Source organism: Peptoniphilus faecalis, assembly GCF_012976305.1.
Taxonomy (GTDB): Bacteria; Bacillota; Clostridia; order Tissierellales; family Peptoniphilaceae; genus Peptoniphilus_A; species Peptoniphilus_A faecalis.
This window is the reverse complement of the sequence record NZ_JABDSR010000004.1, coordinates 21,173-36,655: the sequence shown is the minus strand read 5'-3', so window position 1 is coordinate 36,655 and position 15,483 is coordinate 21,173. Positions and strand designations below refer to the sequence as shown.

11 protein-coding genes and 1 other annotated feature are annotated in these 15,483 nt (G+C 29.7%); of the genes, 1 reads left to right on the top strand and 10 read right to left on the bottom strand.

What is annotated here, in order from left to right:
* Nucleotides 1–118: 118 nt before the first annotated feature.
* From HKO22_RS03530 to HKO22_RS03490, 9 genes are all read right to left on the bottom strand, one after another.
* Nucleotides 119–1,210, bottom strand: a complete 1,092-nt coding sequence (locus tag HKO22_RS03530) for a PIN/TRAM domain-containing protein (protein WP_075660324.1) — start codon at nucleotides 1,208–1,210, stop codon at nucleotides 119–121.
* A gap of 33 nt (nucleotides 1,211–1,243) precedes the next feature.
* Nucleotides 1,244–1,726: a CarD family transcriptional regulator gene (locus HKO22_RS03525; RefSeq protein ID WP_075660323.1), complete on the bottom strand. Its 483-nt coding sequence runs from the start codon at nucleotides 1,724–1,726 to the stop codon at nucleotides 1,244–1,246.
* 233 nt (nucleotides 1,727–1,959) lie between these two features.
* On the bottom strand, nucleotides 1,960–3,303 hold the full coding sequence (locus HKO22_RS03520) for a butyryl-CoA:acetate CoA-transferase (RefSeq protein WP_169968591.1): 1,344 nt from the start codon (nucleotides 3,301–3,303) through the stop codon (nucleotides 1,960–1,962).
* Nucleotides 3,304–3,316: 13 nt separating this feature from the next.
* Nucleotides 3,317–6,247, bottom strand: coding sequence for a UvrD-helicase domain-containing protein (locus HKO22_RS03515; protein ID WP_169968589.1), 2,931 nt, complete (start codon nucleotides 6,245–6,247; stop codon nucleotides 3,317–3,319).
* A 33-nt stretch (nucleotides 6,248–6,280) separates the two neighbouring features.
* Nucleotides 6,281–6,559 (bottom strand): ArsR/SmtB family transcription factor, encoded by a 279-nt coding sequence (locus HKO22_RS03510; protein WP_075660320.1) that lies wholly within the window; start codon nucleotides 6,557–6,559, stop codon nucleotides 6,281–6,283.
* 219 nt (nucleotides 6,560–6,778) lie between these two features.
* Nucleotides 6,779–9,880 carry an isoleucine--tRNA ligase gene (gene ileS, locus HKO22_RS03505; protein ID WP_169968587.1) on the bottom strand — a complete coding sequence of 1,034 codons (3,102 nt, stop codon included), beginning with the start codon at nucleotides 9,878–9,880 and terminating at the stop codon, nucleotides 6,779–6,781.
* 51 nt (nucleotides 9,881–9,931) lie between these two features.
* Nucleotides 9,932–10,118, bottom strand: a binding site (T-box leader).
* Nucleotides 10,113–10,520 (bottom strand): RrF2 family transcriptional regulator, encoded by a 408-nt coding sequence (locus HKO22_RS03500; RefSeq protein ID WP_169968585.1) that lies wholly within the window; start codon nucleotides 10,518–10,520, stop codon nucleotides 10,113–10,115. (Overlaps the previous feature by 6 nt.)
* A 35-nt stretch (nucleotides 10,521–10,555) precedes the next feature.
* Entirely contained in the window at nucleotides 10,556–11,833 is a 1,278-nt protein-coding gene (locus tag HKO22_RS03495) for an NAD(P)H-dependent oxidoreductase (RefSeq protein WP_075660316.1), read from the bottom strand.
* 82 nt (nucleotides 11,834–11,915) lie between these two features.
* Nucleotides 11,916–13,106: an aminoacetone oxidase family FAD-binding enzyme gene (locus tag HKO22_RS03490; protein WP_075660315.1), complete on the bottom strand. Its 1,191-nt coding sequence runs from the start codon at nucleotides 13,104–13,106 to the stop codon at nucleotides 11,916–11,918.
* Between the two features lie 91 nt (nucleotides 13,107–13,197).
* On the opposite strand from HKO22_RS03490, the gene HKO22_RS03485 reads away from it, so the two are divergent.
* Complete coding sequence (locus HKO22_RS03485; protein WP_075660314.1) at nucleotides 13,198–14,832, top strand: putative manganese-dependent inorganic diphosphatase; 1,635 nt, start codon at nucleotides 13,198–13,200, stop codon at nucleotides 14,830–14,832.
* A gap of 97 nt (nucleotides 14,833–14,929) precedes the next feature.
* Here HKO22_RS03485 and HKO22_RS03480 read toward each other — a convergent pair whose 3' ends face one another.
* Entirely contained in the window at nucleotides 14,930–15,472 is a 543-nt protein-coding gene (locus tag HKO22_RS03480; protein ID WP_169968583.1) for a hypothetical protein, read from the bottom strand.
* Between the last annotated feature and the right edge of the window lie 11 nt (nucleotides 15,473–15,483).

The following is a 15,483-nucleotide window of genomic DNA, read 5'->3' as shown; positions in this document are numbered from 1 at the left end:
ACGATAATAATATAAAATATTCTTATAGTCAAATAAATTTTTTTGTTGAGCCTTCAATTTTATTTTATTTACCCTTTTTAATATAATTAAAAACTCTGCCATAGACAGAGTTTTTAAATTAATATTTTAATTTTGCAAAAATCATTTTTCCTGCTGAAGTTTGAAGTGCACTTGTAACTATTATGTCTACACTTTCTCCAATAAGATTTTTCCCATTTTCAACAACTATCATTGTTCCATCGTCTAAATATCCTAGACCTTGATTTTGTTCCTTCCCTTCCTTAACAATTAAAATTTTCATTTCTTCTCCTGGGAGGTAAAGTGGTTTAACTGCATTTGCAAGTTCATTGATATTTAAAACTTCTAAATTTTGTACTTTTGCAACTTTATTTAAATTGTAATCATTTGTAACAATTTTACCACCTAAGTCAGTTGCAAGTTTTAAAAGTTTTGAATCTACTTCAGGAATTTCTTCGATTTTCCCCTTATATATTATTACTTCAACATTGTTTAATTCCTGAATTTCTGCAACAGTATCCAGTCCTCTTCTTCCTCGATTTCTCTTTAGTCCATCTGCGGAATCTGCAATATGTTGAAGTTCTTCTAATACAAAAACTGGAACTACAAGAGGTCCCTCAATAAAACCAATTTTTGCAATATCAAGTATCCTTCCATCAATTATAACAGAAGTATCTAACACTTTTGGGATGCCTTCTCGAGTTTTAATGCTTTCCTTTGGCTTTGATGTTTTCTTCGCAGCTAAAGAAATTAAATCCCTTACTCTTTCTGAAATAGTGTCCTTGTTTGACATTCCAATATTAAGCCCTAAATAACCAAGCATTCCGTAGAGTAAAATAGAAATTACCGACCCTACATAGGGAATAGGAATTTTATAAATAGGCTGTGAAATTAAAAATGCTATTATAAGCCCAAGAATAAGTCCAACAGCACCGAGTATTACCTCTGCAAAAGATTTTGTCTGAATTTGTCTTTCCCAAAAAGACAAAAGTTCTTCTAAAGTTTTGAAGGCCTTTGGTGAAAGTATAAAAAATATAAGTGCAAATAAAATTACAGTAACGACAAAAATTACTGTCATAATTTTTTGGCTTTCAATATCTCTTACAAATTTCATGTCTGATAAAATAGACACGATAAAAACACCCACTAGTGCTCCTATTAATGTGAATAGCACTTTAAAAATTTTGGACACGATCTTTCGGTTCTTGCTAATAAAAATCCCTCCTTAACCAAATATGGCGTCATCAATAAGTTTTGTGATTTCTTCCACCTTTTTATCAAAAACAAGAGCCATCTCTGAAATGATGATTTGCCTTGCTTCTGTCAATATTTTTCTTTCTCCTGTTGAAAGAGATTTTTGTCTGTCCAAATTTTCAAGACATTTTACTACATCGGCAATTTCTGTTAAATCACCTGACTTTATTTTATCTAAATTAAATCTATACCTTCTATTCCAATTCTTTGGCATAGATATTTCTTCTCTTGAAGAAAGTGTCTCTAAAACATTTTTCATAGTTTGTACATCAGAAATTTTTCTAACGCCAACCTCTTCAGCATTTTTTACAGGCACCATAACTTTTAAATTATTAATTGGTAATTTCATTATGTAATAATTGTGCACATTACCTAGAATTTCTCTCTCTTCTATTGCTACAATTTCACCTGCCCCATGCATAGGATATACAATTTTATCGCCGATATTAAACATATTTTACCCCCCATTATCCCTATTATTAGTATAACAGAGATTTTTAAAAAAGTAAAATTCTTAACTATATCATAGATTATTGTTTTATGCAAAGATTTTTTATTATTTTTTATTTTATTTGCATTAATATAAGTATAAGGCTTTATTGTGAAAATTAATAACTTTTTTTGTGAAATTTTTTTAATTTAAAACCCCCTAACTCATATAAGTTAGAGGGCGAAATTCTTTAAAAATTATCTCTTATTAGTTCTTCTCCAAATATTCATCTTTTCTGCTTCTTTGATTAGATCATCTCTAAATTCAGGTGCGGCAAGGTTTATTATTCCTTCTGCTCTTTGCCAAGTTGATTGACCCTTGCAGTTATACTTTCCATATTCAGTTACAATCCAGTGAGTGTTTGGTCTTGCAGCTGTAATTACTGAAAAAGGTTCAAAATTAGGAACGATTCTTGATTCTTCTTTCCCTGTCTTTTTATTCATAAATTTAGAAGATAAACAAATAAAAGATTTGCCACCCTTAGATAAATATGCTCCAAGCACAAAGTCAAGTTGTCCTCCTGCTCCAGAAATATGTTTTAATCCTGAGGATTCTGAACTTACTTGTCCGAATAAATCAATATTTACAGCATTATTGATTGATACAAAATTATCAAGTTGTGCAATTACTCTTGCATCATTTGTGTAAGAAGTTGGAGCTGCCATACAGGCTGAATTGCCATCGATGTAATCATACATTTCCTTTGAACCAGCTGCAAATCCATAGACTTGTCTAAATCTATCGATATTTTTCTTTGCGCCAGAAAGTTTACCTCTCTTTGCCATTTCTACAAATCCATCGACATACATTTCTGTATGAACTCCTAGATCTTTTAAGTCAGAATCAGCAATAAGTGATCCTACTGCGTTAGGCATCCCGCCGATTCCTAATTGAAGAGTCGCTCCATTAGGAATTTCTTCTACAATTAATTCTGCAACCTTTTTATCCACTTCACCAAAACTTCCCTTTGGAAGAGTAGCAATTTCAGGATTTTCGCCTTCAATAACATAATCAACATCCTTGATGTTAATTTCATGTTCAAAGCCGCCAAGTCCAGTTACCATTTTTTCGTTTACTTCTATAATTACCTTGTCAGCTACTTCAATAACTGCCATTAAATGAGAAGCACTTAAACCAAAGTTAAAGTTTCCATGTTTATCCATCGGAGGAGTTACTATTACTGCAATATCAACTTTACAATTTTCTCTGTACCATCTTGGCAATTCAGAATATCTTAGTGGATTATAAAATCCACCTGGTGTTTTGTTAATCCTATTTCTATCTGGTCCACCTGCGTGCCAAGAATTCCACACAACTTTTTCTCCTTTAGGATCCTTCTTAAAAACTTCTGGTTCCCAAAGAATTACACCACCTCTTAAATAAATTTCATTTAATTCATCAAGTCTTTCAGCGAGAGCCTTATCAAAGGCAACAGGAGTATTAGCACTCCATGCATAGTCAATCCACATATTATCTTTTACCATTGAAGCAGCATCTTTTGCTGAAATTAATTTTTCTTGATATTCTTTAGAATAATCCATATTTCCTCCTTAATTATAAATAATCCTTATAAATAGTATGAGACCTTAAAAATTTAATATAATCTAAAAATTCCTTCATTATAATTTTGCTTTTTTCCTCATTAGTCTCAATTATTATTTTATTTTTACCCCTTAGGTCAAAAATATATGCACCTTTTACATTAACTTTGTATAAATTTTCATAGATCGCTGAATAAAGTATTAATTGATTTTCATAAGAAGATTTAATATAGTCTAAATCCATGTCACTAGTCTTTAAATCAACAATATAATATTCTTCACCAATTTTTATAACTTGATCAATATAGCCCTTTACTAGAAATCCTTCTAAATCATAATAAAATAATAATTCTTTCTCAATTATATTTTCTTCTTCCATTGCCAAATAATTTAGAGAAAGTTCTCTTGCAATTTTTAATTTATCATCATCTATTTCTTCTTCATAATAATCAAAAATTTCTTTTAAAAATTCCTCTATATTATTTTTATTTGTATCTTTTCTTGAATGAATTTGTGCAAATAAATGCACAATACTTCCTAAGGTTTTTGGATCTAATGCTCTATTCTTTCCATAGCCCATTGTGTACTCGTCTACTCCTAAAAAATATTTCTTGTAAAAATCCCTTGGACTTCTTTTATAATTTATAAAATCCGTAACAGTATAATACTCTCTAATTCTATTTTCAAAATTAATTTTTAAATCTAAGGGTAAATATTTTTTTGAAGGAGGATCTTCTTTTAAAACACTAGAAAGCTTGTATTCCCTGATTTTTAATTCTTTATCCAAAAAATCAAAATAGGAATTTGATTTATAATCTTTAAAATTTCCAAAGAGTAAAAGTTCCTTTTTTGCCCTAGTCATGGCTACATATAAAACTCTTTTTTCTTCTTCTTTATCAATTTCTCTCAATCTTTCGCTTACTTCTCTATACCTTGAATCAGAAAAATTAGATTTAATGGCAATACCAAGATCTTTGTCTAGGATTATTTTTTTATTTTGCCCTAATTTTCTTCCCTTATCCATGTGAGAAATTACCACTGCCTCAAATTCTAAACCCTTTGATTTGTGTATTGTCAAAAGATTTATTCCCTCTTCCAAATCTTTAAATTTAATAGTTAAAATATACTTTTCAAAAATTCTATAATCATTTGAGTTTTCTGAGGAAAAATCTTTTGCTATCTCTTTAAATTTATATAAATAATCCCAGTCTATTTCTCTTAAAGTTTCCAATTCATAAAAATAATTCATAATTTCTTCAATTATTTCATCAAAAAAAAGAACCTTAGATTTTTTCTTTATTGAAATTAAAAATTTTATAAAATTATTTAAATTTTTATTTTCAGTTTCAATTTGAATTAAATCTGAAAAATTATCAATTCCTAAATTTAAAATATTGACTAGATCTTTAAAATTAAATTTTAAAATAGGAGAATTAAAAAGAGATAATGTATTTAAAAATTCTTCAGGGCTATAAATTGTAGACAAAATATTTTTAATGACCTTTAAAACTTCTATTTCCTCTAAAGTTCTCTCACCCTTGTTAAAGGGTATGTCTTTAATAGTAAGTATTTTACTTATTTCATCAATCTGTGCATTGCTCCTAGATAAAATAGCAACTTCTTTCGCTTCAAATTTTTTTAATAAGTCGCTTATAACAATACTTATCTCATTATTGTCATCAGTATCATATAGGTAAACATCGCCGTCACTTTGAAAGTCATATTCCATTTCTTCATAATTATCAATTAACTTTTCAAAAGTAGAATTTATAAAATTTATAATATTTCCATCGCTTCTATAGTTTTTATTCATTATAAGTGAAAGCCCGCGTTTTTTTATATCATCTGAAAATCTAAAATAGCTATAAAGATCCGCACCTCTAAAGGCATAAATAGACTGCTTTGGATCTCCAACTATAAATAAATTTGAAGCAGAAAAGGTATTTATAATCTCATTTTGAATTCCATTTGTATCTTGATATTCATCAACTAATATATAAGAATACCTTTTTTGTAAAGCTTTTTTGCAGTTTTCCTTTTTTAAAATCTTGTGAGTGTAAGAGATGATGTCGTCATAATCAAGGGAATTTATTTCTCTTTTTTTATTAGAATAAATATCGTGAATCTCCCTTAAAATTTCAATGATAATTTCATAATACTCTTTATTCTTTATTTCAAGGTTTTTTCTTAATTCCTTTACTAAATCCAAAATATTTTTAATTTTGTCATTATATTTTTTTGCCGATCCAAGATTTTCTTCTATTGAGTTTAAAATGTCGAGATTATAATTTTCTAAATTTTTAATATCTTCAATGTTTTTATCGTAAAAATATTGAAACTTTTTGCCACTTACTTTTCTAAAGTCGTCTAGCAATAAAATTAATTCGCTAAAATTTTTATTTGAACTACAAAAACTTAAGCTCTTTTTTAAAACATCTGCAAAATCTAAATCATTATTATTAAAATCCAAGTAAAGGTCAAAGAAAACTTTTCTTTCCTCAAAGGGATTTGTATTAAAATCTATTAGATATTTTTTCAATTTTTCATCTGTATTGCTATTCAAAGCTAATTTTATAGAATCTTCTAATAATTCCAAGTTTTTAGCCTCTTCTAAGACTTTAAAATTTGGATTAATCCCAAGAATATAAGAGTAATTAGTTACGATTTCAAGAGCAAAGGAATGGATTGTCATGACATTTAAATCTTTTTCTTCAAATTCAATGTTTTCTTCTACAAGTTCTTTGGAAATTCTTGCTAACATTTCTTCCGCAGCTTTTTTTGTAAAAGTAATTGCCAAAATACTTTTGGGGTCATTGTATTTTTTTACAATGTTTATAAATCTACTTGTCAATACTCTAGTTTTCCCCGTTCCTGCTCCTGCCATCAATGTTACATCTTTATCAATAGACTCAACTGCCTCTAATTGAATTTTATTTAAATTCATAAAAACTCCATTAAAAAAATTCCTCTATAGGAATTAATCAAATATTATTTTCGCAAGAGATATTATGAATTTATTGTCAACTTTATAAAAAATTTCAGTTCCATTTCTATCGCTATTTAACACACCAGCTCTCTTTAATTTTCCAAGATGAGAAGAAACAGTTGGTTGAGGAATATTAAATATCTCTTGTAAAGATCCAACATTACATGGACCATTGTCAATTAGATTTTTAATAATTTTAAGCCTAATTGGATGTGCCATTACTTTTAAAACTTCAGCTGTCTTCTCTAAATTATCAATTTCCTTTCTCACTTTATACCTCCAAATATGTAATATAAATTAAATTGATTAGTCAATTCATATTCTTTAATCATAATATTTGAAACTTTTACTTTTGTCAATAGTTTTACATAATTTTCATATGGTAAAAAGATGTTCCTTAGATTTAATAAAAAATTTACCTCCTCAAGTCCTTTTAAAGTCCTAATTGAGGAGGTCATTTGATTTTTACTAGATAATTTTAAATTAAATTTATATTCTTTTTATTCCTATTTTTATATCGTGACCATTTAAGTTTTCAACTTCTGCATCTACATCTGAATTCACTATTTCAGTTGCCAAAGTTTCTGTCTTAATAAATTCTTCTTCAGCTGTTATTGCCTTCTCTACTTCTGCGTCAGATTTATAAGTTATCCTAATATTGTCCAGAATATCTAAGTCCTTTTTCTTTCTAAGTTGTTGAATTTTTGATATAAATTCTCTTACATATCCTTCCTTGAGAAGTTCGGCGTTAAGCTCAGTATCTAAGATTACAAAGAGGTTGTTTTCCATAACAACATCAAAGCCTTCTTTTGCAGTGATTTTCACTTCTACATAATCTCTCTCGATTTCTGTTTCTTCGCCACCGATTTCAATATTTACATTTCCTTCATTTAATTTTGAAAGAAGTTCTTTTGCATTAGTTTCCCTCAAATACTTGCCAAAGTCTTTTACTTTTGATCCTAAAATGCTTCCACAAACTCTAAAGTTTGGTTTAAGCTCAAATTCCATATATTCTGAAAGATTATCTTCAAATTTTACCTCTTTAACATTTAATTCTTCTTTAATTAAATCAGTTAAATCTCCAATAATATCTTTATATTTACCGTCAATAATAACTTCTGAAAGTGGTTGTCTTACTTTAATCTTTGCTTTTTCTCTAGATGCTCTTCCCAATGTTACAAGATCTCTTACTAAATCCATTTTTTCTTCTACTTTGTCATTAATCATATTTTCATCATAAGTTGGGTAATCAACTAAATGTACAGACTCTTCATCAGTAAGTGACTTAAATAATTCTTCAGATATAAATGGAACTATTGGTGCAATTAGTTTTGTAACACCTAGTAAAACTTCATAAGTTGTCTTATATACTGCAAGTTTAGTGTTGTCTTTGTCTACCTTCCAGAATCTTCTTCTATTTCTTCTAATGTACCAGTTTGAAACATCTTCTATTACAAATTCTTGAATTTCTCTAACAACTTTTGTAAGTTCAAATACTTCCATGTCTTCTCTTACAGTTTTTACAAGCCTATTATATTTTGAAAGCAACCATTTATCAATTTCTTCTAAATCTTCATAGCTTACTTTGTGTTCTCTAGGATCGATATTATCTGTATTTGCATAAAGACTGAAGAAGTTATAAGTGTTTCTAAGTGATCTAAAGAATTTTGATTCAATTTCACGCAGACCATCTTCATCAAATTTTGTTGGAGCCCAAGGTGGAGATACATAAAGTAAATACCATCTTACAACATCAGCACCGTATTTATCAAATAATTCAAAAGGAGCTACAGTATTTCCTCTTGATTTTGACATTTTCTTTCCTTCTTTATCAAGGATAAGATCATTTACAAGTACATTTTTATATGGACTTTTACCAGTCATATAAGTTGAAATTGTAATTAGTGAATAGAACCAACCTCTAGTTTGGTCAATTCCTTCGCATATAAAGTCTGCTGGAAATAAATCTCCAAAATTTTCTTTATTTTCAAAAGGATAATGCCATTGTGCAAAGGGCATTGCTCCTGAGTCAAACCATACGTCGATTACATCTGGTTCTCTTTTCATTTCTTTTCCACATTTTGGACATTTTAAATGAATGTCATCAACATAGGGTCTATGAAGTTCTATGTCCTCTGGCACATCTTCAACAGCTTTATTTCTAAGATCTTCAATTGAACCAACTGATTCTGTATGACCACATTCACATCTCCAAATTGGAAGTGGTGTTCCCCAATATCTTGATCTTGAAATTGCCCAATCATTTAGATTTTCTAACCAATTTCCAAACCTCTTTTCACCAACAAAATCTGGAAACCAATTAACGCCCTTGTTGTTTTCAATTAATTTATCCTTAAATTTTGTAACTTCAATGTGCCAAGATGGGTGTGCATAATAAATTAATGGAGTATGACATCTCCAGCAGTGTGGATAATTATGAACTACTTTTTGCTTTGAGAACATTAATCCCTTATCCATTAGATAATGAAGCACATCATGATCAGCATCTATTACAAATTGACCCTTCCAAGGCGTATCAGTGAACTTTCCTTCTTCGTCCACTGGTTTTAGCATTGGAAGATCATATTTTCTTGCAGTTTGATAGTCATCTTCACCAAAAGCAGGTGCAATATGAACAATACCTGTACCATCTTCAGTAGTTACATAGTCAGCGCAAATTACATAAAATGCTTTTTTATCTGGTTTTAAAAAATCAAGAAGTTGTTCATATTCTATAAACTCTAAATCTTTACCGATGTATTCTTCTATTACTTCATATTCATCATCTTTAAAAACTGTTTTTGCAAGTTGTTTTGCCACATAATAAATATTTCCGTCAGAATGTTTTACTTTTATATATAAAACTTTTGGATTAACAGCAAGGGCTACATTAGATGGAAGTGTCCATGGTGTAGTTGTCCATGCCAAGAAATATTCATTATCCTTGCCCTTTAATTTGAATTTACAAGTTGCAGTAGTGGTTTTTATTTCTTCATAACCTTGTGCAACTTCGTGGGACGCAAGTCCCGTTCCACATCTTGGGCAATAGGGAACAATTTTATGTCCTTCATAGATTAGTCCTTCTTTAAACATCTTGTCTAAAATATGCCAAACTGATTCAATATAGTTGTTTTCAAGTGTAATATATGGATGATCTAAATCTATTAGATAACCCATTCTTCTAGTAAGAATTCTCCATTCTTTTTCATATTCAAATACAGATTCTCTACATTTTTTATTAAAATTTTCAACTCCATAGGATTCAATATCTTGTTTATTATGAAGTCCAAGCTTTTTTTCAACTTCAATTTCAACTGGAAGACCATGTGTATCCCAACCAGCTTTTCTTTTAACTTTATATCCTAGCATTGTGTGATATCTACAAGTTAAGTCCTTTAAAGTTCTCGCCATTACATGATGTATGCCTGGCTTGCCATTAGCCGTTGGAGGACCCTCATAAAAAATATAATTCTCTCCATCTTTTCTAGATTCCACAGATTTGTGTAAAAGATCTATTTCATCCCAAAATTTTGAGATTTCTTCTTCCCTTACACTAACCTTATCCTTAGATAATTCTTTAAAATTTTTCATCTAAAACTCCTTATTCTTCCTAAATTTTATAAAAAAGTCCCCTCTCAAACGAGAAGGGACGAACTAGCCGCGGTACCACCCTAATTATAGGTAACTATCACTTAATTTTTAACGCAAATACGCAAAGGTTTTTGACCTTTGAGCTCCGAGGTGATCTATAAATTTTCAAAACACAGTTTCGCACCAAACAACTGCTCTCTTAGTTTTTAGGATTTACCGTCCTCATCAAAGCTTATATAAAATTGTCTATTGTTTCATTCTCAAACATTTTAATAATATTGGATTGAATCTTTGCAAGTGTACCGTGAAATTTGCAATTTCCTACATTACCAGATTTATTTTTGCTGCAAAAACTATCTTCTTGTAAACACCTATTAATCACAATAGGTCCATCTATCGCAATAAGTATGTCGTATAATGTTATGTCTTCTTTTGGTTTTTTTAAATAATAGCCACCCTTAGAACCTCTTTTTGCATCAGTAATTCCAGCCAAATTTAATTTTCTCAAAATTCTCAGAGTAAATCTTTTAGTAACACCTTCGTTCTCAGCAATTTGAGGTGCTCCAATTACATTTCCTTCATTTTCAGCCAGATATCTTACAATTCTAAAGGCATAATCTGTCTCTTGTGTTATTCTCATTTTATCACCTATTTTAAATATTATATCATCTTTGTTTACTTTTTAAAATACTTGTCTTGTATTTTTCTAAGTTTTACAATTTCTGAATCTTCATTTAAAGATATATCATCATAAGTAACTAGGCTTCCCTTTTTTACATCTCTCTTAGCACAAGCACCCTCTGTTACAATACCAATTGGCACGTGGTTTCCTTCTAATTGATCTTTTTTTGTTTCCAAAGTTCCAAAAATCATTTCTCCACCAATAGAATCAAGCTTTTCGCCTTTTTTTATATCTCTTTTAGCCACTGCTACGGTTTCTGCATAGGGTTCTCCCATTGGAGCAATAGATGCATCTCTCAATACCACCGCTTTAATGATAGAAATTATTGTTTCAATACTAGTCAAATGATAAGGCCTATATATTGTATAATTTGGACCTTCGCCCATGGAAAGATATTTCATTTCTTTATCTATAATATTAGATTTTGGTTTTACTACAGCAAATACACCAGGAGCTATCCCAGTTGCAAAATCTACAACACCATAGGAATTTAAAATTCCGCCATCTTCTTTTAGTTTATAATCATCTGCAATTTTTTTAGGGCTTGTGTCTACAAAATGACAACCCCTAATGTCTGGAATAAATCCAAGAGCATTGCATACTGCATTAAGTTCAATCATTGTATTAGTCCCATCGACAAAAGAAGTTAGCATTCTTGGGCTTATTCCTCTTTTATTTGCAGAATCCCTTAAACTATCTGGAGTTGCATAATTGTTTAATTCATTATTTTTCCCCTTTCCAAGAACTAAAATTTCAAATCCACAATTTTTTGCAAATTCATAAATCTCTACAATAGCACCAGGCTCGTCACCCTTTGTTCCCGAATAAATTATTCCCTTTTTATCTGCCATTACCTTTAAGATTGGTCCGACTGTTGCATCCATCTCAACATTAAGACTAACTATGTCCACATTATTTTCTATTGCAGAAATAGATAACCTCGTACCGGCCTCAGTATCTCCAGTACAATCAACTATGCAGTCTACAAGAGTTGATGCTATTAGATTATTTGTTGTAGCAATATATTTTTTTTCTTTTAAAAGACTCCTTGCTTCTTCCAAATCATCTGTAAAGGCATAATCACCCTTATCTATATTTGCTGAATCTATTGCAGCTTTTAGTGTTACTTTATTTCTTGATGAAAAAACTATGGGATAAAAATTTTCATTTTGACTTAACAAAGTGAATAGTGAAGTGCCCATTATTCCTGAGCCAACAATTCCAACAGAAATATTTCCATATTCCTTTAATTTTTTCTGTAAGTAAAACATTTTTCCTCCAAGTCTATTTGAATCATTAAAATTAATCTTATTCACAAAAATTATTTTAATCTGAATCTATTTCTATTGCAAATTATTTTTCACTAAGTATCCTTCCAAGTCGATATCCACAAGAAAATGCAAATTGCAAATTATAACCACCGCAATCTCCATCAATATTTAGTGCTTCACCTATAATATATAAATCCTCAATCTTTTTACAGGAGTAATTATAAGAGTTTACCTCACTTAAATCAACTCCGCCTCTTGTAACTTGAGAATTTTTAAAACCCATAGTTCCAAGTACCTTAAACCTTGACTTTAATAAAATTTCTAGGATCTTTTCAAAATCTGACATAGAAATCATATTCATTGCAATTTTTTTGTCTAAATTTAAAGAGTCAATTATATAGTGAATAAATTTTTTATCGACTATTCCCATTAAGTACTCTTCGAGAGAAAAATCTGGAAACATATAATATCTACTATAAAGCATCTCAATTGTTTTCTCATCAACATTATTTATAATTGGCACTTCAATAAAATTGTCTTTAGAAATATTTACTGACAAATCTAAAATTGGTGGTCCACTTATTCCATAATCTGTAAATAAAATTTCTCCAAATCTCTCGTCGACTTTTTTATCCTTTTCAAATAATTTTACCTTCCCAATTACTTTTGTTCCCTTAAGATGCTTTAAATATTTTGATTCTAATTTTAATTGAGTAAGTGCTGGCTTTAATTCAGTTATTTTTAACCCTAGTTCTTTTAAAATTTCAAAACTTCTTCCATCAGAACCACTTGCAGGCATTGATTTAGCACCAAAGGCTGCTATAACTACCTTTGATTTTAAAACCCCCTCATTTGTAACTACTTCAAAACCTTTTTTATCTTTTTTTATTTCTAAAACTTCTGTGTTTGTCCTAATATCAATCTTCTTTTTATTAAGCCAATACATTAAAATATTTAACACAGAATTTGCCTTCAATGTAATTGGATAAACTCTATTTCCATCAATGGTGGATTCAAGTCCTAGCACTTTAAAATAATTTATTAAATCATAATTGTTAAATTCCTTTAAAGTATCTTTAACAAAATCTGGAGATGAATAATTTTTTTCCGATAAATTCAAATTAGTATAATTACATCTGCCATTGCCCGTTGCCAATAATTTTTTCCCAATTCTATCATTTTTCTCTATTAATATTACATTGTTATTTTCATTTTTTGCATTTATAGCAGCGACTATCCCAGCAGGTCCTGCCCCAATAATTATTATATTCATAGTATCACAAACAAATTATATCCTAAAGTTATATAATTTTACAAGAATTTAAGAAATTTGTGTTATAATAGCTAATAAATTTGGAGGAATTATGAAAAATAAAATTTATATAACAGGACATAAAAACCCTGATACAGATAGTATATGTTCTGCCATTGCTTTGGCGGAATTAAAAAATAAATTGGGTGAAAATGCTGAAGCAATTAGACTTGGCAATATAAATAAAGAAACCGAATTTGTTCTCAAGTATTTTAACGTTCCTAATCCAAGACTTAAGGCTTCTATTAAACCGCAAGTCCGCGATATTGAAATAGACGCTGCTTATTGTGTCGATTCAAGCCTTTCTATGGCTTCGGCAATGGATTTGATTCAAAAAAATAATATCAATTCCTTGCCCGTTGTAGACGATGATGATAACCTCATTGGAATCGTAAGTTTATCCAATATTGCGTCATCTTATATGGAAGTTTGGGACGACTCTATAATTGGTAGGAGTAACACAAGCTTTGAAAATATTTTAGATGTACTCAAGGGTAAAGTCCTTTATCTACCAAAAAATCCAAGAAAGTTATCAGGTAAAATGGCTGTTAAAGCTATAAAAAATCAAGATTTGATAAATGAAAATGATATAGTAATTGTTGGCGACGATGTAAAAGACCAAGAAGCTGTAATTAAAAAGGGCGTCTCTCTTTTAATTCTTACAATTTCAAGTAAGCTTGACGATAAACTTTTAGAACTTGCAAAGGAAAATAATGTTGCAGTAATTTCTACTGGGCTTTCAACTTTTATGGTTGCGAGAATTTTACCACAATCCGTTCCCATTGAATATGTGATGACAAAAAATGATCTAGTTGTATTTCACAAGGATGATTTAATTGACGAAGTCCGTGAAAAAATGGCACAATCGAGATTTAGATCCTATCCCGTTCTCGACAATAAAAATAAAGTAATTGGAAATATTTCCCGTTACCACTTGATTTCAAATTTAAAGAAAAAAATAATTTTAGTTGACCACAACGAAAGAAATCAATCCATTGATGATATAGATTCTGCAGAAATAGTGCAAATCGTAGATCACCACAGAATTGCCAATATTTCTACAAATTCTCCAATTTATTTTAGAAATGAACCTGTTGGATCAACTGCAACAATTATTTCAAAAATGTTTTTTGAAAATGGAATAAAGCCTTCTCGTGAAGTTGCTGGTCTTCTTTGCGCAGCTATAATTTCTGATACACTTTTATTTAGATCTCCTACATCTACTGACACAGATAGATATGTGCTAAATAAAATGAAAAAAATTGCAGCAATTGATGTAGATGAATTTGCAATGGAAATGTTCAAAGCAGGCACAAGCCTCGAAGGGAGAAAACCAGATGAACTTTTAAAATCTGACGTTAAAAACTTTTCTATTGAAGGCATAAATGTAAGAGTTTGCCAAATTTTTACTATGGATTTGGAAAGTACGACTTCTGTGGAAAGGGAATTAAAAGAAGCAATGGAACACTTTGTAGAAACATCTGATACAGATACTTTTGTTTTAATGATAACGGATATATTTAAAGAGATTTCTGAGGTAATCCTTGTGGGAAGTTTTAAAGAGGCAATTGCAAGAAAATTTGAAAAAGAATTAATTGGCGACAAATTTTTATCTGAAGGACTTCTTTCAAGGAAAAAACAACTTCTTCCTAAAATTAGTTCTGCAATATCAGAAGAACTTTCATAATTTTTAATAAAAAAGAGCCATCCTTTGAACTGACCCAAAAATTGGACCTAAAAACCAACTTAGAAGGTTAGTTCACTTCGATAGACTCTTTTTTACTTTATTTAGAGCAATTCCCATTGCAATCGCAAGAATTTTCATTATCATCTTTGCAATTGCAACTGTGTTTATCTTCGTGATGGTCATGTCCATCACCATCATCTTCCTCACTCTCATCCATGTATACATTTAAATCCTTAATTCCATAAATTTTTTCAAGTTTTTCGGAAAATTCAACTACAGATTTTTCATCAAAACCATAGATGTAGACTTCGCTACCATAATTTATGATTTCTAATTTTAAAATCCCATCATTATAAAGACTTATTCCCATAAAGTTGAGAGCAACATCTCCAATTAAATTATCTAAAATCATTTTTTTAAAGTCTTCATCAATTATCCCCTGAAAAATATATTCATATCCATCTTCATCAGAGTAAACCGCAAATTCTTCAACTAATTTTTTTGATTTTTTATCTTCTTTTAAAACTTTAATCTGATAGGAATCACATTTATTTAAATAAATTTTTAAAATATCTGAAACTGGGCTTAAATCAATTTCTTCTTTAATAAAGACATCATTTTCAAAATTTATATAGTACAAATAATCACTCC

Excerpts from the sequence above, each read along its gene's own strand:
- HKO22_RS03525 (WP_075660323.1), bottom strand. The coding sequence starts at position 1,726 with ATGTTTAATATCGGCGATAAAATTGTATATCCTATGCATGGGGCAGGT.
- HKO22_RS03520 (WP_169968591.1), bottom strand. The coding sequence starts at position 3,303 with ATGGATTATTCTAAAGAATATCAAGAAAAATTAATTTCAGCAAAAGAT.
- HKO22_RS03515 (WP_169968589.1), bottom strand. The coding sequence starts at position 6,247 with ATGAATTTAAATAAAATTCAATTAGAGGCAGTTGAGTCTATTGATAAA.
- ileS (WP_169968587.1), bottom strand. The coding sequence starts at position 9,880 with ATGAAAAATTTTAAAGAATTATCTAAGGATAAGGTTAGTGTAAGGGAA.
- HKO22_RS03500 (WP_169968585.1), bottom strand. The coding sequence starts at position 10,520 with ATGAGAATAACACAAGAGACAGATTATGCCTTTAGAATTGTAAGATAT.
- HKO22_RS03495 (WP_075660316.1), bottom strand. The coding sequence starts at position 11,833 with ATGTTTTACTTACAGAAAAAATTAAAGGAATATGGAAATATTTCTGTT.
- HKO22_RS03490 (WP_075660315.1), bottom strand. The coding sequence starts at position 13,106 with ATGAATATAATAATTATTGGGGCAGGACCTGCTGGGATAGTCGCTGCT.
- HKO22_RS03485 (WP_075660314.1), top strand. The coding sequence starts at position 13,198 with ATGAAAAATAAAATTTATATAACAGGACATAAAAACCCTGATACAGAT.